We start from the raw sequence: 24,339 nt of genomic DNA, 5'->3' as shown, positions 1-24,339 counted from the left end.
CGAATTATTTAATTATAAAAGCTCCCTTTTCATTCGTTTGATGGAAAGGGATTTTTTCATGCTCACAAGTTGCCTTCCAGCGTTTTAAATAGGACTTGTAATTACTAGCATCTGCAATGATTAATTGTGGCTTTAAACTATCAATAACTCTATTAAGATTTAATCTTGGGGAATTCCGCAATAAGATATAATTAGGTTTAAACGATAATCCTTTATAAATAGATAAACTATCTATGGCTAAAATAATCTTGTCCTTGTATTGGTAAACAGATTGTAAACTGTCCGAAATTATAATGTCTAGAGATTCGCCTACTTTATAATTTGTTAGAGCGTATTCTGATTTTAGCTTTGCGGAATCTAAATTATGATATACGGTCATTTTTTTACCTTCTTTTAATCCAATCATTGAATAGCGACTCTTATTAAATACCACTAAAGCATTATGTTGTGTTTGGTACCTATTATAAAAGTATACACCTTGAAGTCCAATAATAGCAATTAAACTAATGGCTATCCATTTAAAATTCCGGAATTTATAAACCTGAATCAAAGTCACAATTATTATATAACAAACAATAACCTGAAGTAGTGTAAACGGAATATCTCTAAATAGAAAATCTTCAAACTGAGCTACCCAAGCGATAAAGCCATTCAAACTATCAATTATATAACTGTAAACAATTACAAAGAAATCGGGTAATGCATTTAACAGAGCTAAAGCAATAACCAATAAACCAAAACCTAGAATCAAACCTAAAAACGGAATTACAACTAGATTCGAGATAAAAAACAAACCAGGAAACTGATGAAAGTAAAACAAACTAATCGGCACAACTCCAACCTGTGCAGCTAAAGTCACGGTAAATATTTGCCAAGGCTTGTCAATAATCCAATATTTTGGTTTCCAAAGTCTATAAATGATTGGTTGTACACTCACAATACCTAGCACGGCTAGATAACTCATCTGAAATCCAACAGCAAACAAAAATGTAGGTTTAAACAGTAATATAATAAATGCCGATATCACCAAAGTATTATAAATATTAGTGCGTCGTTTAAGGTGCATAGCAATACTTATAACACTAAACATAGTTACCGCTCGTGTTACAGAAGGCGACAGGCCTGCAATTACAGCAAAGCTCCATAATATGCAAACTAAAATAAAAGGTCTAATAAAATGTCCATATTTAAGATAGAGCAGTGGTCTAAATAAGAAATTAAGAATCCATAAAATAATACCAACGTGGAGACCAGAAACTGCGAGGATATGGATGGTACCAGAGTCAACATAATTATTATAAATAGCCTTATCAATAGTTTGTCGTTGACCAAGTAAAAGCGCATTCATAATACTGAGTGCGTCTTTTTTAAATCCTGCTTCGATAAGCTTTAAATTTATTTTAGTTCTTAATGCATCAGCATAGCCATAGATAGTAGATTTAGAATCTGAAAGTTGTAAGATGTTATCTGTATTTAAATACATCTGATGATACACTTGATCTAATTCTAAATACTTGCTATAGTCAAATTGATAGGGATTTAATGGTTGTTGAATTGTTTTTAATTCCGTTTTGGTATAGAGTACATCATCAACATTAAATTGAACAGGAACACTATCACGTCTAATATTAACCAAAACATGTCCAATGGCGTCTTTGTTATTAAAAGTTAATACAGAAGCAATATATTTATCATTATAGGTGTCTGGTTTAAGTCGTTCTTCAATTGTAAAAATAATAGCATTATAATGGTCAGATGAATTTTGATTAATATAATGTTGCGGTCTTAGTGTTTCATCTTGAAGATTGTATGAGGTCATTCCGACACCAACCATACATAGGTAAGCTAGGATTCCGAAAAATGCTGAGCGATTAATTTTAGATTTTATTAGTAACCAGTAAACGCCAAGGCAAAAGACTAAACCTATAGTTATATATAATACCACATAGAAATCTAGCCTAATAAAATGTGCTAGAAGGATCCCAATAACCAAACAAATGGTTAATTTTATAATGGTAAAATTTAGTAACTTCATGATTGTGAGTTACTAAGGTAGCGAAATTGTAATTACAATACGCGTCGTGCCTGCACAAAAGAAAAGTACCAATACTTCTCTGCAATAGAAGAAATCATAACACCTCTGCTGGTTGAGGCATGGATAAACTCAACATTCCCAGTTCTAACATTGGTTACAATACCAACATGGTTTACGTTTCTGCTATTTTTATTAGTAGCAAAAAACACTAAATCACCAACGTTAACCTCTTTTAAATCGATCCACTCTCCAGTACCTTTTAATCCAGATGTTGTTCTAGGCAAATTAACATCATGTTTTTTGTAACTCGTATAAATTAAGCCAGAACAATCCATACCGCTTTTAGTAGTACCCCCATACTTGTAACGTGTGCCATCAAAAGTTTTAGCATATTTAACAATACTTTCGGCTTCAGCAGTGGGTTTTGCAGTCGTATTAACCTTTACAGAATGTGTTTGGGTTTTTTTACTAGAATATGTTTTTTTCGATTTGCAACTGCTAACAATAAAGATTAGTAAAATAAGGGGTAATAGTTGTTTCATTTTTTATTAAGATTTGGTAAGCTGTTTGTATATGTAATTTAGGTTAAGTCGTTGTTATTTTGAATTTCTAATAGCGTTGAAAATTAATTTTGCCGTATTCTCACTAGCTCCACGTCCTCCTAATAGTTTCTCTAATTCATAATAATCTAAAAAGAGTTGTTCTCGTTTTTCGGGATGTAAAATTGAAGTTAATTCCTTTTTTAGTCGCTTTTTATTTAAATCACCTTGAATAAGTTCTGTAACCACTTCGCGATCCATTATTAAATTCACCAATGAGATATATTTGAGTGTTATGATACGTTTTGCAATTTGGTAAGAAATAGCATTGGCTTTGTAACACACCACTTGCGGTACTTTAAATAGTGCTGTCTCTAATGTCGCAGTACCAGAAGTAACTAAAGCAGCAGTAGAAATACTTAGTAAATCATATGTTCTGTTAGAAATGAATTTAATATTCTTCTTTTTTATAAAGCCTTGGTAAAATTCATAATCTTGACTAGGAGCTCCTGCAATGACGAATTGGTAGTCTTTAAAATCATCAACTAAACTTAGCATCACACCAAGCATTTTCGTTATTTCTTGTTTCCTACTTCCAGGTAGTAATGCGATGATAGGTTGGTCGCTAAGCTTATGTTCTTTTCTAAAAACAGTTTCTTCAACCTGTGGCCGATCCGCAATGGCATCGATTAATGGATGGCCTACAAAATTAACGTCGTAGTTGTACGTTTTATAAAACTCTTTTTCAAAGGGAAGAATGCAATACATCGCATCAACGTCATGTTTTATTTTTTCGACTCTACTTGCTCTAGATGCCCAAACTTGTGGAGATATATAGTAATGTGTTTTGTAATTAAGTGCTTTTGCCCATTTGGCAATTCTAAGATTGAAACCAGAATTATCTATAAAAATAAGCACATCTGGCTGAAATTTTTCAATATCAGATTTACAGAACTTTATGTGTCCTAAGACTTTTCTAAGATTTAGAATCACTTCAGCAAAACCCATAAATTGGCGCTCCTTATAATGCATCACTAATTCTCCTCCAACATTCTGCATAAGGTCACCACCCCAAAATCTAATTTCAGCCTGTTCATCTTGTTTAAACAGGGCTTTCATAAGATTAGAACCGTGTAAATCACCTGAGGCTTCACCAGCAATGATATAATACTTCATTTTAATTCATAAATTTAATGATCATTGTCGTAATGAGTATTAAAACTGTAGATATTAAAACACCTTTTGCTCTATGGTCTTTATTTTTCTTTAAGAAAAGGAAGAAAGCTCCCAAGTTTAAAAGCGCACCGATACTCATAAGTTTCGTAAAAAAACCTTCGGCTATGGCTTGTTCAATAACAATTCCCCAATCATCAGATTGTCCAAAAAACTGAATTGCAAAAATAAACCCGAAAACTGTAGCGATTACACCTACAATAAAACCTATTAAAATTTCCTTCTTCATATGCTGTTGTTTCTAAGCTTTATAGTTTTTTAATTATTTAATTTCCAAGTGTTCAAGTTCTGTATGGCATGGTGTGCGGTTAAATCAAAATGAACAGGCACTACGGAAACATAGCCATGTTCTAAAGCCCACTCGTCAGTATCTTCGCCGTTATCCATATTTACAAATTTACCGCTGAGCCAATAATAGTCTCTGCCCATCGGGTTTGTACGCTTGTCAAATTCCTCTTTCCAATTGGCACGAGCTTGCCTGCATATTTTTATACCTTTTATAGCGTCTTTTTCTAGGTTTGGTAAATTAACATTTAACACCACACCATCAGGTAACCCGTTTTCTAATACTTGTCTGGTAATTGTTTCTACAAAAGACGTGCAATGTTCAAAATTAGCATTCCAGTTGTAATCTAATAACGAAAATCCAATAGCAGGAATACTTTCAATACCAGCTTCTAAAGCCGCGCTCATTGTACCAGAATAAATAACATTAATGGATGAGTTTGAACCGTGGTTAATGCCTGAAACACAGATGTCTGGTCGTCTTTCTAAAATTTCATTTACAGCTAATTTTACGCAATCGGCAGGAGTTCCTGAGCAACTATACTCTGGTTGTTTACCATCCACTGTAATTTTCTCCATATGTAATGTAGAATTTAGAGTAATAGCGTGTCCCATGGCGCTTTGTGGGCTGTCTGGAGCCACAACTACAACATCTCCAATTTTGTTCATTACCGAAATTAGCATTCTAATTCCCGGTGCCGTTATTCCATCATCATTAGTAACTAAAATTAAAGGGCGTGCAGACATTTTGTTCAAAAAATTTAATGAATTGTAAAAATACTAAAAAAGGTATCGATTTATAAGCAAACTCACCTTTAACAAAAAAATAGGGTACCTATTTTTTATGGCACGGTTTTTTCTTCTATTTTAGTGAAAAATTGAGAACCTACTTAATTAATAAGTAAAAAAAAGATGAGTTTATCCATAGATAAACCTTCAATTGAAGAATTATTATAAATGGCGAACACATTTTTTCCAAATTAAAATAATAAAAAAAAGAAAAATGAACCGAGCCATAGATGAACCTTCAATTGAAGAATTAGTGTAGACGGCGAACACATTTTTTCCAAATTAAAATAATAAAAAAAAAATGAACCGAGCCATAGATAAACCTTCAATTGAAGAATTATTATAAATGGCGAACACATTTTTTCCAAATTAAAACAATAAAAAAAGAAAAATGAATCGAGCCATAGATGAACCTTCAATTGAAGAATTAGTGTACACGGCGAACACATTTTTTCCAAATTAAAATAATAAAAAAAAGAAAAATGAAAGGGAATTATAAATTTTTGTTACTCGCTTTATTGATAGCATTTGCCTCATGCAGTTTTACGAGTAAAAAATTCGAGGATCCAGATAAAGATAAATTGTTAATCCAACTTATTTCGTATCTGCTCGATCAAGGTCATTTTGAGCCTAAAGACATTAACGATGATTTTTCATCACATGTTTATGATAGTTATTTAAATAATTTAGATCCGTTTAAGCGTTATTTCTATGAATCGGATATTAAGGAATTTAAAGCGTACAAGGATAAAATTGACGATCAAATTAAAGCTTACGATGTGTCGTTTTTTAACCTTACACATCAACGGTTGTTGCAGCGTATTGCTGAGTCTAAAGAAATGTATAAGGATTTGTTAGATAAACCTTTCAATTTCTCTAAAGACGAAGACTACAATGCGAATTATGAGAATCTTACTTATGTGTCTAATAAGCGCGAAATGAAAGAGCGTTGGAGACAACAATTGAAATTTTCTACCATCGTAAATTTTGATGATGTGGTTTCGCAACAAGATATTGATGGGGATTCGGAAACAGCTGCAGATCTTGATTTTTCAGAAGCTAATGAAAAACCAAAGGCTAAAAAATCTGAAGCTAAAAAATCAGATAAAGAATTAGAAGTAGACGCACGTTTGTTGACAAAAAAATCACTCGATGAGCTTTACGATTACATTGATGATAGAACACGTAACGATTGGTTTGCAATGTACATAAATGCTATTGTAGAAGGGTATGACCCGCATACATTTTATTTCGCACCAGAAGATAAGGAGCGCTTTGATAGAGATATTTCAGGTAAATTTGAAGGTATTGGTGCGCGTTTACAAAAGAAAGTAGACGGTATTATGGTAAATGAAATTATCAGTGGTGGACCAGCGTGGAGAGCTAATGAGTTAGAAGTGGGTGACCAAATTCTAAAGGTTAGACAAGAAGATGAGAAAGAGGCTATCAACGTTGTTGGTATGCGATTAGATGATGCTATTAAATTTATAAAAGGGCCAAAAGGAACTGTGGTGACATTAACCTTAAAAAAGGTAGATGGAACGATTCAGGATGTTTCTATAAAAAGAGATATCGTGGAACTTGAAGAAACGTACGCAAAATCTTCAATCGTTGAAAAAGATGGGAAAACCTTTGGTGTTATTAATCTTCCTAAATTTTACATCAGTTTTGAAGATTATAATGAAAGAAATGCAGCTTCAGATATTAAACAAGAAATCTTAAGATTAAAAGAAGAAGGGGTTGAAGGTTTAGTAATGGATTTAAGAAATAATGGTGGTGGTTCTCTACAAACTGTTGTAGATATTGCTGGTTTATTTATTGAAGAAGGACCAGTAGTACAAGTTAAAACAACAGGAGAAGCTAAAGAAGTACTTAGTGATAAAGATGCATCTATAGTTTGGGACGGACCTTTAGTGATTTTAGTAAATGAATTATCGGCCTCTGCTTCTGAGATTTTAGCAGCAGCAATGCAAGATTATAAAAGAGGGATTGTTATCGGAAGCAAGCAAACCTACGGTAAAGGAACAGTGCAAACTGTGATGGATCTAAACCGAATGGTAAAAAACAACACCAAAGGAGATATGGGGGCTTTAAAGTTTACCACTCAGAAATTTTATAGAATTAATGGAGGTTCAACACAGTTAGAAGGTGTAAAGAGTGATGTTGTTGTGCCAGACCGTTACAGTTATATTAATATTGGAGAAAAAGATCAAGACAATCCATTAGCGTGGGATAAAATTGATGCTGCTGATTATGAAGTTTGGGGTAATTACTTTGATTACGATAGTACAATTAGTAAAAGTAAAGCAAGAATGGCTGGTAATGAGCAGTTGAAGCTTATTGATGCCAATGCACAATGGGTGAAGAAAATAAGAGACCGTGAGTCGTACTCGTTAAACTATGATACCTATAAAAAGGAAATGGAGATTAATGAAGAGGAAGCGAAGCGTTTTACAAAACTTTCAGAATATCAAACGAATTTAACATTCAGCTCATTGCCTTACGAAGTAAAGCTAATGAACGAAGATTCTGTATTATTAGAAAAACGTGATCGTTGGCATAAAGCCTTAGCAAAGGATGTCTATGTTGAGGAAGCAATTAATGTGCTTCATGATTTGAAAATGACTTACGAGATAAAAAATAAAGTTGCTAATTCTGTAAAGAATTAAAGTAATAAAAGAGCCTTGTTTTGTGCTACTTAGTGAAATCTAAATGACTGAAACAAGCTGTCTACTAATTAATAAAGTTGAATGTCTAATCAAAATAAGTCATTAACAAGCTTAGCGCTTCAAAAGTTTAAAAAAAACTTTTGGGGCGTTTTTAGTTTGAGTATTATTATTTGTATTGGTTTGGTTTCTGTTTTTGCTTATGTATTCGCGCCAGATGCTTCAAAAAACGCCAATCAAATGCATTTAGCTATTCATTCAAAATCGCCTGGTTTTGAAGTGGAGATGTTAACGATTCCATCTGGTATTGAATCAGAACAAAACTTTTTTTCAAAATTATTCTTTGGTTATAATAACACAGATACCGAGATTCCTATTCAATCTCATAATGTGAAAAATGGTGTTTTAGCTTATGTAGAATATGCTTCAGATGGACTACAAGGTGAAGAAAAGAAGATTGCGGTGTCACGTTTTCCAAGTTCCAATTATGAATCTTATATAACTACTAAAAGTTTTGTTTTTGGTACTGATAAATATGGACGCGATTATTTGAGTCGTATCTTAATAGGTTCTCGTATTTCGTTCTTTATTGGCTTTGTAGCAGTCTTTATTTCATTAATTGTAGGACTTATAATGGGGAGTTTGGCAGGTTACTATGGAGGAAAGATTGATACTTTTATTATGTGGGTTATTAATGTAACGTGGTCTATCCCAACCTTATTATTAGTGATTGCCATTACGTTGGCTTTAGGAAAAGGCTTTTGGCAGGTGTTTATAGCCGTAGGTTTAACTATGTGGGTAGAAGTAGCAAGAGTGGTAAGAGGGCAAATCATCAGTGCTAAAGAAATGCAGTACGTCACAGCTGCTAGAGCTTTGGGCTATAATGACTATAGAATTATCACCAAACACATCTTACCCAATATTTTTGGACCATTAATCGTTATTTCTGCAGCAAATTTTGCAGCAGCTATCTTAATAGAGAGTGGCCTTAGTTTTTTGGGTATAGGTGCACAGCCTCCAATGGCAAGTTGGGGAGCTATGATTAAAGATCATTACAATTATATTATTTTGGGTAAACCGTATTTAGCACTCATTCCTGGAGTGTGTATTATGCTATTGGTTATGGCTTTTATGTTAGTGGGTAATGCTTTGCGTGATGCTTTGGATGTAAAATCTTAATTATTTGACCTCAGTTGTTCAATTTCTTCGTTGGTGTTTTCAATGAAGTTTAGTACATCATCCTTGCCAATGTAGTTAGAAGCAGACGTTACAAAGTAAGGTGGCAATTCTTCCCAGAATTTAAGTAGTTCTTGGCAGTATTCATCTACATGACGTTCAATAGCTTTTGGTTTTAACTTGTCAGCTTTGGTAAATATGATACCAAAAGGAATTTCGCTTTCTCCCATGTATTTCATAAATTCTAAATCTATGGGTTGCGGTTTGTGTCTTATATCTACGAGTACAAAAGCAGAAACCAATTGTTGACGTTTTTCAAAATAATCGGTAATAAACTTTTGAAATTTCTTCTTTGAGGACTTTGATACGCGTGCATAACCATAACCTGGTAAATCTACTAGGTACCAATTCTCATTAATAAGAAAGTGGTTGATTAACTGCGTTTTTCCTGGTCGGCCAGAAGTTTTTGCTAAACTTTTTCTATCAGTTAGCATATTGATTAATGACGATTTTCCAACATTACTTCGCCCAATAAAGGCATATTCGGGTAGGGCATTCTTGGGGCATTTTGCCACTTCAGAATTACTAACTACAAATTCAGCTGATTTTATTTTCATCTTCAGTTCCCGTAAAAACGAGAATCTTATTTAATTAAACTTAGTCTTTTGTGAAGTAAAAAAATGGGGTTTTCAAAAGGACAAATGCGAGTCACATTTTTTAAAGTATAAACTTTGCGTTTCTGCACCTTTGAGTGATATTTTTACTTCGTGCTTCCGACTTTCCAGTCTTTAAGCTCTTTTTTACCTAAAATTCACGCTTTTCTAGCCAGCCCATAAGAATTGTATTAAATTCTTCTGGATGCTCCATCATTGCTGCGTGTCCACATTTATCAATCCAATGCAATTCAGAATCAGGTAAAAGTTCATGGAATTCTTCCGCAACTTCAGGTGGAGTGACATTATCGTTTTTCCCCCAAATGATACAAATAGGTGTCGTCATTTTTGGTAAATCCTTAGCCATATTGTGCCTTATGGCACTTTTGGCGATCGCTAAGGTTTTTATAAGCTTATTACGGTCGTTTACGGTTTCATAGACCTCGTCTACAATTTCTTTGGTCGCTACCGCCGGATCGTAAAACACCTCTTGTGCTTTCTTTTTCATTACTTCATAGTCACTCCGTTTGGTGTAGCCACCTCCCATTGCGCTTTCATAAAGTCCTGAACTTCCAGTGATAATTAATGCTTTTACTTTTTCAGGGTATAATTTTGTGTGGTACAAACCAATATGGCCACCAAGAGAATTGCCAAGTAAAATAACGTTATCTAAACCTTTATACTCAATAAAATCCTTGAGGTAATTAGCAAAGCTTTTAACGTTGGTTTTTAACAACGACATACTGTAAATAGGAAGTTCTGGAATAATAACTTTATAGCCCCTAGAGCTAAAGTATTTAGTGACTCCGTCAAAATTACTGAGGCCTCCCATTAAACCATGCAACACAATAATTGGTGTGCCTTCGCCTACTTCAATATATCTAAAATCCTTTTCTTTCTTTAAAAGGTGTGCCATGTGCGAGTTCGTGCTTGTGTGTTAGAAACAAATATAACCAAATCCTTTAGAATATAAATAATATGGAAAAAATATCAACTTTTTTTATTAGAAGGGAGTTGTGTTGGTCAATGTTAATAATTCCCACTTTAAAATATTTGTTTAAAAGTTGAATTCATTGACGTCATAATATATTGAGGTAATTTCAAACTAAAACTTATCAACAAATGTGGTAGAATGTGGTAAAAAGTGGTGATTTTTTCAATATCTTTGAATCTTAACCGTTAAAGTGGTAAACGAAACCTTTTGAATTCATTTATAGGAACATACGAATGTAAAGCTGATGCCAAAGGAAGGCTAATGATACCTGCTGTGCTTAAAAAGCAGTTGTCGGCAGCTTTGCAAGATGGTTTTGTTTTAAAGCGCGCAGTTTTTCAACCGTGTTTGGAGCTCTATCCTATGTCCGAATGGAATAAAATGATGGAGAAAATTAATAAGCTCAATCGCTTTAAGAAGAAGAATAATGATTTTATCAGACGTTTTACGGCTGGTGTTAAAATGGTGGAAGTAGATAGCGCTGGTCGCTTATTGATTCCAAAAGATTTAATAGGTTTTTCAGGTATTACTAAAGAAGTTGTTTTGGCGTCTGCAGTAAATATTCTTGAAATCTGGGATAAAGATAAATACGAACAAGCTATTGATGATGCGGCTGAAGATTTTGCAGATTTGGCCGAGGAAGTAATGGGACAAGAGGATGACGACAATGGATTATCATAACGCAGTATTACTTAAAGAAACTGTTGATGGTTTAGCAATTAAGCCAGATGGGGTATATGTGGATGTCACTTTTGGTGGTGGAGGTCATAGTAAAGAGATTTTGTCACGATTAGGTCCAAACGGAAAATTATATGCTTTTGATCAAGATAAAGATGCATTAGCAAATACAATTGATGATGATCGTTTTGTATTGATTAATGAGAACTTCAGGTTTGTAAAGCGATTTTTAAGATTCTATGGAGCTAAAGAAGTTGATGGTGTTTTGGCGGACTTCGGAGTGTCATCACATCAATTTGATGTTGCTGAACGTGGATTTTCAACACGTTTTGAGGCGGATTTAGATATGCGAATGAACCAAGACAGTAAGCTGTCTGCTTTCGAAGTTATTAATAATTATGACGAAGAGCAATTAAGAGCTGTTTTGTTTCAATATGGTGAATTGCGAAATGCACCAGCAATGGCTAGAGTAATTGTTGATGAACGAAAGAATGCTGAAATTAAAACGAGCGAGCAGTTAAAAGCGGTTTTAAAACAATTTTTAAATCATCAAAAAGAGAATAAGGTTTTAGCACAAATTTATCAAGCCATTCGAATTGAGGTCAACCAAGAAATTGAAGTTTTAAAAGAATTATTGCTTCAAACACCTGAAATCTTAAAAAAAGATGGTCGCTTAAGTTTTATCTCATACCATTCTTTAGAAGATCGATTGGTAAAGCGTTTTATACGGAATGGATTATTTGAAGGGGAGCCAGAGAGAGATATGTTTGGGAACTTTGAAGTACCATTAAAAAAAGTTGGAGGTTTAATTGTGCCTTCTAAAGAAGAAATAAAACAAAACAATAGAGCGCGAAGTGCGAAACTGAGGATTGCCAAAAAAATATGAAAAAAAATATATACAGCATATTAAGGGGTAAGTTTCTAATCAGTGATGATTCGTTCAAAAATTGGCGTATCATCATTTTTATTTCGTTTCTAGCTATCATAATGATTGCAAGTTCGCATAGTGCAGATCAAAAAGTATATGAGATAGCAAATTTAACCAATGAAGTTAAAGAATTGCGCTCGGCATTTGTAGATAAAAGAGGGAGGTTGATGCAGCTTAAAAAGGAATCTTTTGTAGAGGCAGAAATGAAAGAAAAGGATATTGGAATTTCCTTAAATCCACCAACGAAAATAATAGTGAAATCATCTAAACCGGTAAAGTAAAAAGGTTTGGAATTTGAAATAGCTTTTAAAGCAGTCTTAAAATAAATTAAATCTCGAGTATCGAGTAAAATCACAATAGTAACAACATTAAACTTTGGCAATAACAGAAAAAAACATATTAAACAGATTGTACTTCGTAGCAGGCTGCATGTTTGTATTCGCCTTGGCTGTGGTGTTCAAGTTGGTGAGTATTCAGTTTATTCAAGGTGATGAATATAGAGCGCTTGCTGAGAAACGAACTTTAGAGGATTTTGATATTCCTGCAAATCGTGGTAATGTGTATTCTGCGGATGGGAGTTTGTTAGCGACTTCGATTCCTAAATATGATATTAGAATTGATGCCATTCAAGCAAAAGACGCAACATTTGAAAAGTACATCGGAGCTTTGGCAGATTCGCTTCATGCTTACAAAGGTAAGCCGGTGTCTTATTACAAGAATATCATTCGTAAAGCGCGAAAAAATAAAAATAGATATTTTCTTTTGGCGCGAAACATCAGTTATTCCGATTATATCCGAATGCGCAATTTTCCTTTGTTAAACCTCGGGGCAATTAAAGGAGGTTTGATTGTTGAGCAAACGACAAGACGTGAGCATCCGATGGGAGGTATTGCGGAACGTACTATTGGATACGAGCGACAAGATGAGGATGGTAATTTTACAAGACCGGGAATCGATGGTGCTTTTGGTGTAAAATATTTGCAGGGTAAAAATGGTAAGCGTCTAAAGCAAAAAATAGGTAATGGGCAATGGAAACCTATCGCTGATTTCGACCAGATAGAGCCTCAAGATGGTTACGATGTTTACACGACTATTGATGTCAATATTCAAGATATTGCACATCATTCCTTGTTGAAGCAATTAGAGATTTACCAAGCAGATCACGGTTGCGTGGTGGTAATGGATGTGAAAACAGGAGAGATTAAAGCGATTTCAAATCTTGGAAGAAACAAAAACGGAAACTACTACGAACGCTTAAACTATGCGGTTGGAGAAAGTCATGAGCCAGGTTCTACATTTAAAGTGATGGCTTTGATGGCGGCATTAGAAGATAAGGTTGTGGATACGTCAACAGTTGTTGATACTAAAAAAGGAAGAAAGTCTTTTTATGGTCGTGTTATTACAGATTCGGGTAATGGTTATGGAGAGATTTCTGCTGCACGCGCATTAGAAGTGTCTTCTAATATCGGTATGGCAACGATTATAGATGAGCATTACTCAAAACAACCAGAGAAGTTTTTAAATCGATTGAGTTCTTGGGGACTAGATAAACCTTTAGGTGTTGCTATCATTGGAGAAGGGAAACCAGATATTCCTAAGCCTGGAGCTTCAAACTGGAGTAGAAACGCGTTGCCTTCTATGGCTTATGGTTACAATCTTAGAATGACGCCATTGCAAACCTTAGCGTTTTATAATGCTATTGCTAATGATGGGGAATTGATAAAACCACGTTTTTTGAAATCGGTAAAGTCTTTTGATAAAAACATTGAAGTGTTTAAAAAAGAAGTGCTTGTTGAGAAAATATGTTCTAACCAGACCTTGAATGAAATGCGCGATATTCTAAAGAATGTTGTTATTCGTGGTACGGGTGCTCGTATGTATTCGGAGACGTTTTCTATGGCTGGTAAAACAGGTACGGCAAGAACGGATTATGCAAATACGGAAGAATGGAATAAGAATCGGAAATATATTTCTTCGTTTGCTGGTTATTTTCCTGCGGACAATCCAAAATACTCGTGTATTGTAGTTATTCATAAGCCAAGCACAAAAGTAGGTATTTATGGATCTGATGTGGCTGGGCCAGTATTTAAAAGAGTTGCTCAAAAAATATATACCGACACGCCAATTATAGATGAAGTAAAATCGTTGAATTTTAGTGATAATTTGGTTAACGAAGATTTTGAAAGTTACTATGAAAACGCTCGTAAGTATAAAGAGTTAATGCCAAGTGTTGTTGGTATGCCAGCTATGGACGCTCTTGCATTGTTAGAGAATTTACAAATTGATGTAAGGGTGAAGTTAAATGGAAATGGAGTTGTTAAAAAACAGTCTGTAGAAAAACATCAAAAATTACAAACCAATCAAACCATTGTTTTAGAGGCGTCATGATGGTATTAAAAGACATATTATATAAGGTTACTATTAATGCAGTCGTTGGCAGCACAAGTATTACTGTGGGTAAAATTGAATTTGATTCGCGTCAAATAGAAGTCAATGATATTTTTGTGGCCATATCGGGTACTATCACAGATGGTCATAATTTTATTGAAAAAGCAATAAAAGATGGCGCTACGGCAATAATTTGTGAGGTGCTTCCAGATAACCTACAAGATGGCATTACTTATATTGAAGTCGCTAATTCTAATCAGGCCATGGCTTATATGGCGGCTAATTTCTATAGTCACCCATCTGAAAATTTAAAATTAGTTGGTGTAACAGGAACGAATGGAAAAACAACAGTGTCAAGTTTATTGTATCAGTTGTTTAAAAAGGCAGGTTATAAAGTAGGGCTGCTATCTACCGTAAAAATCATGGTAGATAACACGACATATAAGGCCACGCATACCACGCCAGATTCTTTAACTATAAATAGATATTTACAGCTAATGAATGATGAAGGTGTAGAATTTTGCTTCATGGAAGTGAGTTCTCATGGTATTCATCAAAGTAGAACAGAAGGTTTAAAATTTGAAGGAGGCATTTTTACAAATCTGTCGCACGATCATTTAGATTATCACGACACGTTTGCAGAATATAGAGATGTGAAAAAACGGTTTTTCGATCAATTACCAAAAGAAGCTTTTGCATTAACCAATATTGATGATAAAAATGGTTTGGTGATGTTTCAGAATACAGCAGCTAAAAAATATACTTATGCTTTAAAAAATTATGCGGATTATAGAGCGCAAATTTTAGAAAATGAGTTTAGTGGATTGCTGTTAAAGTTGAATGAAAGTGAATTATGGACGCGTTTAATAGGAAGTTTTAATGCCTACAATATTCTAGCAATATATGGCACAGCTGAACTATTAGGTTTAGATAAAGTTGAAATTTTAAAACTCATAAGTGAGCTCGAAAATGTAGCGGGACGTTTTCAATATTTTATGTCTGAAGGGAAAATTACGGCCATTGTAGATTATGCACATACGCCAGATGCCTTAAAGAATGTTTTGCAGACCATAAATGATATCAGAACTAAAAACGAAGAGTTGATTACGGTTGTAGGTTGTGGAGGGAATAGAGATAAAACAAAACGACCAAAAATGGCGCATATCGCTTCGGCTTTAAGTACGAAAGTGATTTTAACAAGTGATAATCCGAGAAACGAAGTGCCTGAAACCATAATTGAAGAGATGGAAAAAGGAGTAGAATCTCAGAATTTTAAAAAGACCTTGTCTATAACAGATAGGAAGCAGGCGATTAAAACAGCGTGTCAAATGGCTGGACCAAATGATATTATTCTAATTGCAGGTAAAGGGCACGAAACATACCAAGAAATTAAAGGCGAGCGCTTTGATTTTGATGATTATAAAATCGTTCAAGACTATTTAAAACAATTACAGAAATAAACAAAATCCTTCCTGTAGGGTTTTTAAAACCTAACAGGTATTAAAGTGTAACAAGATAATGCTGTATTACTTATTCGAATATCTAGAACAACAGTTCCAATTTCCTGGAGCATCACTTTTTGGGTTTATAACCTTTAGAGCGGCTGTGGCAATTATATTGTCATTGTTGATTTCTACAATTTTTGGTAAACGCATCATTCGGTTTTTGCAAAAACAACAAGTTGGTGAAACGATTCGTGATTTAGGGCTAGAAGGTCAGGTAGAAAAAGCAGGAACACCAACAATGGGTGGAATCATTATTATTCTAGCGACGCTTATTCCTGTGCTGTTATTAGCGAAACTCGAAAACATTTATATCATACTTCTCATTGTTACCACGCTTTGGATGGGAACCATTGGTTTTATTGATGATTATATCAAGAAATTTAAAAATGATAAAGAAGGATTAAAAGGAAAGTTTAAAGTGTTGGGGCAAGTTGGCTTGGGAATTATTGTGGGAGCAACATTATTCTTTCATCAAGATGTAACGTTAAAAGAAAAATTACCTATTCAGCAACAGAATGAAATTCGTGCTGAAAATCCAGATGCTCAAGCAGCAAAATTATTTAAAGCGGAAGAAAAGTCAACAAAAACAACGATTCCCTTTTTAAAAGATAATGAGTTTGATTATTCAGATTTAATCACTTGGATCCATCCAGGTTTAGAAAAGTACACATGGGTAGTGTTCATTTTGGTTAGTATTTTCATTATTACAGCAGTTTCAAATGGTGCAAATCTTACAGATGGTATTGATGGTCTCGCAGCAGGGACTTCGGCCATAATTGTATTAACCCTAGGGATATTTGCGTGGGTTTCTAGTAATATCGTTTTTTCAGGCTACTTAGATATTATGTATATCCCAAGAGCGGAAGAAATCACAATATACATCGCTGCATTCGTTGGAGCTTTAATTGGGTTTTTATGGTACAATACGTATCCGGCTCAAGTATTTATGGGGGATACCGGGAGTTTAACGATTGGAGGAATCATAGCTGTAATTGCTATAGCGGTAAGAAAAGAATGGTTGATTCCAATTTTATGTGGAATATTCCTAGCAGAGAATCTGTCAGTAGTATTACAAGTTAGCTATTTCAAATACACAAGAAAGAAATTTGGCGAAGGACGACGTATTTTCAAAATGTCGCCTTTACATCATCATTATCAGAAATCGGGCTATCATGAAAGTAAGATTGTTACGCGTTTTTGGATTATTGGAATTCTGCTTGCTATTATAACAATAGTAACCTTGAAAATTAGATAAGGATTATAATCCTGCAAGGTTTTAAAAACCTTGAGGGTATTTGATACTAAAATGAAAAAAGAAAGACTGGTCATATTAGGTGGAGGAGAAAGTGGAGTAGGTACAGCGCTTTTAGCAAAATCAAAAGGATACGATGTATTTGTATCAGACAAAGGAAAGATTAAAGAAAAATATAAAGACGTTCTTTTAAATAATGAGATTGAATTTGAAGATGAACAGCACACAGAATCAAAAATTCTGAATGCAGACATCATCATGAAAAGTCCTGGGATTCCAGATAAAGTGGCTTTGGTGAAACAAATTCGTGAAAAAGGAATTAAAGTGGTTTCGGAAATTGAATTTGCTTCAAAATTTAGCGAAGCAACTTTGGTAGCTATTACCGGTAGTAATGGTAAAACGACTACGGCAACGTTGACGCATCACGTGTTAAAACAAGAACTAGATGTTGGGTTAGCGGGTAATATAGGAGATAGTTTCGCGAAGCAAATTTTAGAGAAAAATCATGATAACTATGTCTTGGAGATTAGTAGTTTTCAATTAGATGATATTATTGATTTTAAACCAAAAATTGCAGTATTAACCAATATTACACCAGATCATTTAGATCGGTACGATTATAAATTTGAAAACTATATCGCTTCAAAATTTAGAGTGGTAGAGAACCAAACAGAAGAGGACTATTTTATATATGATGCGGACGATGAGGTCATTTTAGACTATATGAAAACGCATCAAATTCAATCCAAAAAATTGCCTTTTTCATTGACGAAGAAAATTGATGAAGGAGCGTATTTAGACAATAACAATATAATAATAACAATAGATAATAATAAAATCATTATGCCAACAGATAATTTAGCATTAGAAGGGAAACACAACGTGAAGAATGCAATGGCAGCTTCTACTGTGGCGCATTTACTTAAAATTAGAAAACAAACGATTCGCGAAAGTCTTGAAAATTTTCAAGGTGTTGAGCACCGTTTAGAGCACGTCTTAAAGATTAATAAAGTGCAATATATCAACGACTCAAAAGCAACCAATGTTAATGCAACCTATTTCGCTTTAGAAAGTATGGATGCTCCAACAGTTTGGATTGTAGGAGGCGTAGATAAAGGCAATGAATATAGAGAGTTATTCAAATTTGTAAACGAAAAAGTAAAAGCTATCATCTGCTTAGGTGTGGATAATGCAAAACTTATGGAGTCTTTTGAAAACATGGTAGATGTTATTATAGAGACACAATACATGAGTGAAGCAGTAAAAATAGCATACAAATTGGCTAATGCTGGTGATAATGTATTGTTATCTCCTGCTTGTGCTAGTTTCGATTTATTTGAAAACTATGAGGACAGAGGAAGACAATTTAAAAATGCGGTTCGTAATTTATAGAACGCTGTAGTTCTTGTGTAAGCAGGGATTCAAAATATAAAGAATACATAATTAGATTTCTGCATATGCAGAAATAAGAAAACGGGAAATGCAAAATTTATTCAAACAGATAAAAGGGGATAGAGCCATTTGGGCTATAGTCACGCTGTTGGCTATATTTTCGTTTTTACCTGTGTATAGCGCCGCAAGTAACTTGGCATATCATGGAGGGAATAGCAGTACATTTTCTTTCTTTATAAAGCACTTTATGCATTTGTTTTTAGGCTTTGCTATTATGTTTGGTATACATAAAGTGCCTTATAAATATTTCCGCGGTTTGTCTATGGTTATGATTCCAATTGTACTTGTGCTGTTGGTGGTTACCATGTTACAAGGTACTACTATAGATGGAGCAAATGCAAGTCGTTGGATACAAATTCCTATAGTGGGGATGTCTTTTCAGACATCAACGCTGGCAGCGGTAGTATTAATGGTTTATGTGGCTCGCTACTTGTCAAAAATTAAAGATAAAGAGGTTCAATTTAAAGAAACGATTCTGCCTTTGTGGTCACCAGTATTCTTGATTTTAATCTTAATACTGCCAGCTAATTTTTCTACGACAGCTATTGTTTTTACCATGATTATGATGTTGGCTTTTATAGGGGGTTATCCTTTAAAGTATTTGGCGCTAATGATATTGTCTGGGTTTGTTGGTTTAACGATTTTTATTCTGGTGGCTAAAGCATTTCCGGATGCCATGCCAAACCGAGTTGATACTTGGATGAGTAGAATTGAAAACTTCTCGAATGGAGAGGATACGGAGGCCGATTATCAAATAGAGAAAGCTAAGATTGCAATTGCTACAGGAATTACGCCATTGGGACCTGGGAAAAGTATTCAAAAGAACTTTTTGCCACAATCATCATCAGATTTTATTTTTGCCATCATTATTGAAGAATACGGTTTGTATGGAGGTATATTTTTGTTGGTTTTATATATGTGGTTGTTATTTAGAATTGTAATTGTGAGTCATAAATCAGATACCATTTTTGGTAAATTATTGGTTCTAGGAGTGGGCTTGCCAATTGTGTTTCAGGCTTTGATTAATATGGCGGTTGCTGTAGAGTTATTTCCCGTAACAGGTCAAACACTACCATTAATTAGTAGTGGTGGAACCTCTATTTGGATGACGTGTTTATCAATAGGAATCATATTAAGTGTAAGTGCAAAACGAGAAGAGTTAAAAGAACAAGAAGATTTGGAGGATAATCCATTGTCGGTTTTAAGTGAAGCTATTTAATGAGTAATTATAAATTTATCCTATCAGGAGGAGGAACGGGAGGACATATATATCCTGCGGTTGCGATTGCAGACGAATTAAAGTCGCGCTATCCTGATGCAGAATTCTTGTTTGTAGGGGCTTCAGATCGAATGGAAATGGATAAAGTGCCGCAAGCAGGTTATAAAATTGAAGGTTTGTGGATTTCTGGGATTCAACGGCAATTAACTTTAAAGAATTTGGCATTCCCTTTTAAGTTGATCAGTAGTTTGTGGCGTTCAAGGAAAATTGTAAACACATTTAAACCCGATGCTGTTATTGGTACTGGTGGTTTTGCAAGTGGACCATTATTGCAAGTAGCGTCTTCAAAAGGAATTCCAAGTTTAATACAAGAACAGAATTCATTCCCTGGAATTACGAATAAGTTATTAGCGAAAAAAGTCAATACAATTTGTGTGGCTTATGAGGGTTTAGATAAATTCTTTCCTAAAGCTAAAATTAGATTAACAGGAAATCCAATTCGAAAGGATTTGCTGCAAGTAAAACATAAACATAGTGAAGGTAAAGCTGCCTTTGGTTTAATACATAATAAACAAACACTTTTAGTTTTAGGTGGGAGTTTAGGAGCGAGGCGAATTAATCAACTCATAGAAGCGAATATTTCGTTTTTTGAAGCGCAGGACATACAAGTGATTTGGCAATGCGGAAAGTTGTATTACGATCAATACAAGCAATATAATGACTTGAAGAATGTGCAAGTTCATGCGTTTTTAAACCAAATGGATTTAGCATATGCTGCAGCAAATGTCATCATATCTAGAGCGGGAGCCATTTCGGTTTCAGAGTTATGTATCGTCGGTAAACCTGTGGTTTTTATCCCGTCACCAAACGTGGCTGAAGATCATCAAACTAAAAATGCGAAATCGGTTGCAGATAAAAAGGCAGCTATTTTGATAAGAGAAAATGACTTAGATACTGATTTTCAAACCGAATTTTCAGAATTAATGTCTAATGAGGAAAAACAAAAAGAATTAAGTAAAAATATAGAAGCCTTAGCTTTAGTGAATGCTACGAATGCTATTGTTGATGAAGTTGAAAAACTATTGAGAAATAAATGAATTTAGAAACTGTAAATAACGTCTATTTTATTGGTATCGGAGGAATCGGTATGAGTGCTCTTGCGCGTTATTTTGTAGCCAATGGTAAGCAAGTTGCTGGTTACGATAAAACAGCAACAGATATTACAAGATCGCTTCAAGATTTGGGTGTTACGATTCATTTTAATGATAGTGTTTCTGAAATTGATGCGCCGTATTTGGATTCAAAATCAACCTTGGTGGTTTATACGCCTGCAATTCCAAAGGGGCATTCTGAATTTAACTATTTTAAAGATAATGGTTTTTATCTTTTAAAGCGCTCAGCGGTTTTAGGTGAAATAACACGGCAAACTATGTGTCTTGCAGTTGCTGGTACGCACGGAAAAACAACAACGACAAGTATTTTAGGTCATTTGTTAAATGCGTGTAATGCACCTGTTACGGCATTTTTAGGAGGTATTAGCGAGAATTATAATTCCAATTTAATTATTAACGGAACTGAAGTTACCGTTGTAGAAGCTGATGAGTTTGATCGGTCGTTTTTAACCTTATCACCAGATTTAGCTTGCATTACGTCCATGGATGCTGATCATTTAGATATTTACGGCAACGCAGAAGAGTTAGTAAAAACCTTTAAGGATTTTTCAGAGTGTATTAAGCCTAACGGAAAGTTATTTGTAAAAAATGGTTTGCCGCTAAAAGGTATCACTTATGGTATAGAGGATGATTCGGACTATAGTGCACAAAATATTTCTATAGAAAATGGTTGTTACGTGTTCGATGTAAAAACACCAACCGGAACGCATAAGGATTTCAAATTTAGTTTACCAGGTAGGCATAATCTTTCTAATGCTATTATTGCAATAGCAATGGCTGCTGAGTATGGCTGCTCTTATAAAGATCTATCTCAAGCTTTGGAGACTTATAAAGGCGTGAAACGACGATTTACATATCAAATTAAAACGGATAATTTTGTGTTTATTGATGATTACGCACATCATCCTGAAGAAATTAACGCGGTACATCAGGCCGTTAGAGAAATGTATCCCGATAAAAAAGTATTGGCCATATTTCAACCACATCTATTTAGTAGAACAAGAGATTTTATAGATGGTTTTGCGGAAAGCCTTTCAAAATTTGATGAATTATTGCTGTTAGATATCTACCCGGCAAGAGAGGTTCCTATCGAAGGAGTGACTTCGGAGTGGCTTTTAAATAAGATTGAAAATTCAAATAAAAAATTAGTTCAAAAATCGAATTTAATTAATGAAATAAAAAAATCTGATGCTCAAATTGTATTGACTATTGGGGCAGGAGATATCGGAGAAGAGGTAAAACATATAAAAGAAGCGTTTTATGTCGAAAATTAATTTTAACTATATTAAAGTCATAGGGTTGGTTGTTTTGGTCGGCTTTCTGTTTGCGTTTTCAAATCAAAGAAATAAGGTTAGAAAAGTGAGTGAGCCTGAGATAAAATTTTTAGGGGAGAATAAATTATTTATTACCGAAGCGAATGTTAGTAAATTGTTAATACTAAATCAAGAACCTGTTTCGGAGCAACCCAAAGATATTATAGATTTGAACGAATTAGAAATTGCCCTGAATTCTAATCCAATGATTAAGCAAGCCGAGGTGTTTATGTCAGTAAACGGTAGGCTTTCAGCTGAAATCGAACAAAAGAGACCTATAGCAAGAGTTAACACAAATGCATCATATTATATAGATGATGAAGGCGGTTTTATGCCTTTGTCACATAATTATGCAGCAAGAGTGCCACTCGTCACCGGAAATATTAAGAAAAATAAGCTTGAAACTGTCTTTGAATTTGCGAAATTTGCAGACGAGGATGATTTTTTGAAGAAGCATGTCATTGAGATTCGTCAAAACGATGATAATACCATTGATTTTAAAATTAGAAAAAGTGATTTTATAGTTCATTTAGGAACTTTAAAACAACTCGAAAAAAAGATAAACAACTTTAAGGCGTTTTACCAAAAGGCCATAAAGGACCAAATTTTAGATAGCTACAGTGTGGTGAATCTAAAATTTGATAAACAAGTTATTTGCACCAAAAAGTAAGCTATGGACAAACAAAATATTTCAGTTGGTCTTGATATAGGAACCACAAAAATTGTGGCCATGATTGGTCGCAAAAATGAATACGATAAAGTTGAGATTTTAGGTTTAGGCAAAGCTAAAAGTATGGGTGTGCATCGTGGTGTGGTTAATAATATCACGCAAACGATTCAATCTATTCAGCAAGCTGTGCAAGAAGCTGAAGCTGCGGCTGGCGAAAAAATTGTAGATGTAACCGTAGGTATTGCGGGGCAGCATATTCGCAGTTTGCAACACAGTGACTATATCACGCGTCCAAATTCTGATTTAGTAATAGATGAAGACGATATAGATCGTTTAATTAACCAAGTGCATAAATTAGTAATGCTTCCTGGTGAAGAAATAATTCATGTATTACCACAAGAATTTAAGATTGATGGTCAGGCTGAAATTACAGAACCAATCGGTATGTATGGAGGACGACTAGAAGCTAATTTTCATGTTGTAGTGGGGCAGGTATCCTCAATTAGAAATGTTGGTCGTTGTATTAAAAGTGCAGGTTTAAATCTTGAAGGGATCACTTTAGAGCCCTTAGCTTCTGCAAATGCAGTATTGAGTAGAGAAGAGAAAGAAGCTGGTGTTGCGTTGATTGATATAGGAGGTGGAACAACGGATTTAGCTGTTTTTAAAGATGGCATCATTCGTCATACCGCTGTAATTCCTTTCGGTGGAAATGTAATTACTGAAGATATAAAAGAAGGCTGTTCAATTATAGAAAAACAAGCGGAGCTGTTAAAAGTGAAGTTTGGTTCTGCATGGCCAGGAGAAAATAAGGATAATGAAATTGTGTCTATTCCAGGATTAAGAGGAAGAGAGCCAAAAGAAATTACCTTAAAAAACTTGTCTAAAATTATTCATGCTAGAGTTGTGGAAATTGTAGAGCAAGTTTATGTTGAAATAAAAAATTACGGTCACGAAGAGCAGAAGAAAAAACTGATTGGCGGTATTGTTTTAACAGGAGGTGGAGCCCAATTAAAACACTTAAAACAATTGGTTGAATATATCACAGGGATGGATACCAGAATAGGATATCCAAACGAGCATTTAGCTGGTGATAGCGACGAAGATATAGCGAGTCCATTATTTGCCACAGCTGTTGGTTTAGTTATGGATGGCTTAAAACGTCAAGAACGTAAAAAAGTTGAAGCCATCGAAGAAGAGGTGATTGAAGCTGTTGAGGAAGATCAAACCCCAGAGCCAGAAATGGAAGTTCGAGAAGAAGCACCAATAAAGGAACGTCGTTCGTTTTTAGATAAGTTAACAGAACGTGTAAAGGATTTTTTGGATAATGCGGAATAAGTGCAAGGCATTTTTATTTCGCGAGAATTCAAATTAGATAGAATAGAATAAATAAAACTG

General features: G+C 34.4%; 21 protein-coding genes. 14 read left to right on the top strand and 7 right to left on the bottom strand.

The window, feature by feature from the left end:
* Positions 1-4 precede the first annotated feature (4 nt).
* Genes DFQ09_RS01650 through surE form a run of 5 tightly spaced genes read right to left on the bottom strand, consistent with a single transcriptional unit; the run spans position 5 to position 4,839 of the window.
* The gene (locus DFQ09_RS01650) at positions 5-2,035 is read right to left on the bottom strand and encodes a ComEC/Rec2 family competence protein (RefSeq protein ID WP_115807849.1); all 2,031 of its coding nucleotides are present in this window, start codon (positions 2,033-2,035) and stop codon (positions 5-7) included.
* 32 nt (positions 2,036-2,067) lie between these two features.
* Entirely contained in the window at positions 2,068-2,577 is a 510-nt protein-coding gene (locus tag DFQ09_RS01645) for a C40 family peptidase (RefSeq protein ID WP_115807848.1), read from the bottom strand.
* 54 nt (positions 2,578-2,631) lie between these two features.
* Entirely contained in the window at positions 2,632-3,750 is a 1,119-nt protein-coding gene (gene lpxB, locus DFQ09_RS01640; protein ID WP_115807847.1) for a lipid-A-disaccharide synthase, read from the bottom strand.
* Between the two features lies 1 nt (position 3,751).
* A complete protein-coding gene (locus DFQ09_RS01635; protein ID WP_115807846.1) occupies positions 3,752-4,036 on the bottom strand; it encodes a hypothetical protein in 285 nt (94 codons plus the stop codon).
* 29 nt (positions 4,037-4,065) lie between these two features.
* Entirely contained in the window at positions 4,066-4,839 is a 774-nt protein-coding gene (surE, locus tag DFQ09_RS01630; protein WP_115807845.1) for a 5'/3'-nucleotidase SurE, read from the bottom strand.
* A gap of 524 nt (positions 4,840-5,363) precedes the next feature.
* On the opposite strand from surE, the gene DFQ09_RS01625 reads away from it, so the two are divergent.
* Positions 5,364-7,550 carry a carboxy terminal-processing peptidase gene (locus DFQ09_RS01625; RefSeq protein WP_115807844.1) on the top strand — a complete coding sequence of 729 codons (2,187 nt, stop codon included), beginning with the start codon at positions 5,364-5,366 and terminating at the stop codon, positions 7,548-7,550.
* 81 nt (positions 7,551-7,631) lie between these two features.
* Positions 7,632-8,726, top strand: a complete 1,095-nt coding sequence (locus tag DFQ09_RS01620; RefSeq protein WP_115807843.1) for an ABC transporter permease — start codon at positions 7,632-7,634, stop codon at positions 8,724-8,726.
* On the opposite strand, the gene yihA is transcribed toward DFQ09_RS01620, so the two are convergent.
* Both yihA and DFQ09_RS01610 read right to left on the bottom strand, forming a co-directional pair.
* The gene (gene yihA / locus DFQ09_RS01615) at positions 8,723-9,340 is read right to left on the bottom strand and encodes a ribosome biogenesis GTP-binding protein YihA/YsxC (RefSeq protein WP_115807842.1); all 618 of its coding nucleotides are present in this window, start codon (positions 9,338-9,340) and stop codon (positions 8,723-8,725) included. The two genes, DFQ09_RS01620 and yihA, sit on opposite strands and share 4 nt — an antisense overlap.
* A gap of 187 nt (positions 9,341-9,527) precedes the next feature.
* On the bottom strand, positions 9,528-10,292 hold the full coding sequence (locus tag DFQ09_RS01610; RefSeq protein ID WP_115807841.1) for an alpha/beta fold hydrolase: 765 nt from the start codon (positions 10,290-10,292) through the stop codon (positions 9,528-9,530).
* A gap of 285 nt (positions 10,293-10,577) precedes the next feature.
* Here DFQ09_RS01610 and mraZ point away from each other — a divergent pair, with 285 nt between their 5' ends.
* The 12 genes from mraZ to ftsA all read left to right on the top strand — a co-directional run bounded on the left by mraZ (position 10,578) and on the right by ftsA (position 24,279).
* The gene (gene mraZ / locus DFQ09_RS01605; RefSeq protein ID WP_115807840.1) at positions 10,578-11,048 is read left to right on the top strand and encodes a division/cell wall cluster transcriptional repressor MraZ; all 471 of its coding nucleotides are present in this window, start codon (positions 10,578-10,580) and stop codon (positions 11,046-11,048) included.
* Positions 11,035-11,931 carry a 16S rRNA (cytosine(1402)-N(4))-methyltransferase RsmH gene (gene rsmH, locus DFQ09_RS01600; RefSeq protein ID WP_092466896.1) on the top strand — a complete coding sequence of 299 codons (897 nt, stop codon included), beginning with the start codon at positions 11,035-11,037 and terminating at the stop codon, positions 11,929-11,931. Before mraZ ends, rsmH begins: the two co-directional genes overlap by 14 nt.
* On the top strand, positions 11,928-12,254 hold the full coding sequence (locus tag DFQ09_RS01595) for an FtsL-like putative cell division protein (protein ID WP_115807839.1): 327 nt from the start codon (positions 11,928-11,930) through the stop codon (positions 12,252-12,254). The genes rsmH and DFQ09_RS01595 overlap by 4 nt, the downstream gene beginning before the upstream one ends.
* 148 nt (positions 12,255-12,402) lie before the next feature.
* Positions 12,403-14,361, top strand: a complete 1,959-nt coding sequence (locus DFQ09_RS01590) for a penicillin-binding protein (protein ID WP_115807838.1) — start codon at positions 12,403-12,405, stop codon at positions 14,359-14,361.
* Complete coding sequence (locus DFQ09_RS01585; RefSeq protein WP_115807837.1) at positions 14,358-15,821, top strand: UDP-N-acetylmuramoyl-L-alanyl-D-glutamate--2,6-diaminopimelate ligase; 1,464 nt, start codon at positions 14,358-14,360, stop codon at positions 15,819-15,821. Before DFQ09_RS01590 ends, DFQ09_RS01585 begins: the two co-directional genes overlap by 4 nt.
* Positions 15,822-15,879: 58 nt before the next feature.
* Positions 15,880-17,121, top strand: coding sequence for a phospho-N-acetylmuramoyl-pentapeptide-transferase (gene mraY / locus DFQ09_RS01580; RefSeq protein WP_115807836.1), 1,242 nt, complete (start codon positions 15,880-15,882; stop codon positions 17,119-17,121).
* Positions 17,122-17,172: 51 nt separating this feature from the next.
* Entirely contained in the window at positions 17,173-18,510 is a 1,338-nt protein-coding gene (gene murD, locus DFQ09_RS01575; RefSeq protein ID WP_115807835.1) for a UDP-N-acetylmuramoyl-L-alanine--D-glutamate ligase, read from the top strand.
* 88 nt (positions 18,511-18,598) lie between these two features.
* Positions 18,599-19,789, top strand: coding sequence for an FtsW/RodA/SpoVE family cell cycle protein (locus DFQ09_RS01570; protein WP_115807834.1), 1,191 nt, complete (start codon positions 18,599-18,601; stop codon positions 19,787-19,789).
* Positions 19,789-20,886 carry an undecaprenyldiphospho-muramoylpentapeptide beta-N-acetylglucosaminyltransferase gene (murG, locus tag DFQ09_RS01565; protein ID WP_115807833.1) on the top strand — a complete coding sequence of 366 codons (1,098 nt, stop codon included), beginning with the start codon at positions 19,789-19,791 and terminating at the stop codon, positions 20,884-20,886. The genes DFQ09_RS01570 and murG overlap by 1 nt, the downstream gene beginning before the upstream one ends.
* Complete coding sequence (murC, locus tag DFQ09_RS01560; protein ID WP_115807832.1) at positions 20,883-22,235, top strand: UDP-N-acetylmuramate--L-alanine ligase; 1,353 nt, start codon at positions 20,883-20,885, stop codon at positions 22,233-22,235. Before murG ends, murC begins: the two co-directional genes overlap by 4 nt.
* Positions 22,222-22,944 carry a cell division protein FtsQ/DivIB gene (locus DFQ09_RS01555; protein WP_115807831.1) on the top strand — a complete coding sequence of 241 codons (723 nt, stop codon included), beginning with the start codon at positions 22,222-22,224 and terminating at the stop codon, positions 22,942-22,944. Before murC ends, DFQ09_RS01555 begins: the two co-directional genes overlap by 14 nt.
* Positions 22,945-22,947: 3 nt before the next feature.
* Complete coding sequence (gene ftsA / locus DFQ09_RS01550) at positions 22,948-24,279, top strand: cell division protein FtsA (RefSeq protein ID WP_115807830.1); 1,332 nt, start codon at positions 22,948-22,950, stop codon at positions 24,277-24,279.
* Positions 24,280-24,339: the final 60 nt, after the last annotated feature.

Origin of the sequence: Winogradskyella pacifica, from assembly GCF_003386275.1 — a bacterium.
In the GTDB taxonomy this organism is placed as follows: domain Bacteria; phylum Bacteroidota; class Bacteroidia; order Flavobacteriales; family Flavobacteriaceae; genus Winogradskyella; species Winogradskyella pacifica.
The sequence above is the reverse complement of the archived record's forward strand: the minus strand, read 5'-3'. Positions and strand labels throughout refer to the sequence as shown.

Coding starts and splice junctions, on each gene's coding strand:
- DFQ09_RS01650 (WP_115807849.1), bottom strand. CDS start 2,035: ATGAAGTTACTAAATTTTACCATTATAAAATTAACCATTTGTTTGGTT.
- DFQ09_RS01645 (WP_115807848.1), bottom strand. CDS start 2,577: ATGAAACAACTATTACCCCTTATTTTACTAATCTTTATTGTTAGCAGT.
- lpxB (WP_115807847.1), bottom strand. CDS start 3,750: ATGAAGTATTATATCATTGCTGGTGAAGCCTCAGGTGATTTACACGGT.
- DFQ09_RS01635 (WP_115807846.1), bottom strand. CDS start 4,036: ATGAAGAAGGAAATTTTAATAGGTTTTATTGTAGGTGTAATCGCTACA.
- surE (WP_115807845.1), bottom strand. CDS start 4,839: ATGTCTGCACGCCCTTTAATTTTAGTTACTAATGATGATGGAATAACG.
- DFQ09_RS01625 (WP_115807844.1), top strand. CDS start 5,364: ATGAAAGGGAATTATAAATTTTTGTTACTCGCTTTATTGATAGCATTT.
- DFQ09_RS01620 (WP_115807843.1), top strand. CDS start 7,632: ATGTCTAATCAAAATAAGTCATTAACAAGCTTAGCGCTTCAAAAGTTT.
- yihA (WP_115807842.1), bottom strand. CDS start 9,340: ATGAAAATAAAATCAGCTGAATTTGTAGTTAGTAATTCTGAAGTGGCA.
- DFQ09_RS01610 (WP_115807841.1), bottom strand. CDS start 10,292: ATGGCACACCTTTTAAAGAAAGAAAAGGATTTTAGATATATTGAAGTA.
- rsmH (WP_092466896.1), top strand. CDS start 11,035: ATGGATTATCATAACGCAGTATTACTTAAAGAAACTGTTGATGGTTTA.
- DFQ09_RS01595 (WP_115807839.1), top strand. CDS start 11,928: ATGAAAAAAAATATATACAGCATATTAAGGGGTAAGTTTCTAATCAGT.
- DFQ09_RS01590 (WP_115807838.1), top strand. CDS start 12,403: ATGTTTGTATTCGCCTTGGCTGTGGTGTTCAAGTTGGTGAGTATTCAG.
- DFQ09_RS01585 (WP_115807837.1), top strand. CDS start 14,358: ATGATGGTATTAAAAGACATATTATATAAGGTTACTATTAATGCAGTC.
- mraY (WP_115807836.1), top strand. CDS start 15,880: ATGCTGTATTACTTATTCGAATATCTAGAACAACAGTTCCAATTTCCT.
- murD (WP_115807835.1), top strand. CDS start 17,173: ATGAAAAAAGAAAGACTGGTCATATTAGGTGGAGGAGAAAGTGGAGTA.
- DFQ09_RS01570 (WP_115807834.1), top strand. CDS start 18,599: ATGCAAAATTTATTCAAACAGATAAAAGGGGATAGAGCCATTTGGGCT.
- murG (WP_115807833.1), top strand. CDS start 19,789: ATGAGTAATTATAAATTTATCCTATCAGGAGGAGGAACGGGAGGACAT.
- murC (WP_115807832.1), top strand. CDS start 20,883: ATGAATTTAGAAACTGTAAATAACGTCTATTTTATTGGTATCGGAGGA.
- DFQ09_RS01555 (WP_115807831.1), top strand. CDS start 22,222: ATGTCGAAAATTAATTTTAACTATATTAAAGTCATAGGGTTGGTTGTT.
- ftsA (WP_115807830.1), top strand. CDS start 22,948: ATGGACAAACAAAATATTTCAGTTGGTCTTGATATAGGAACCACAAAA.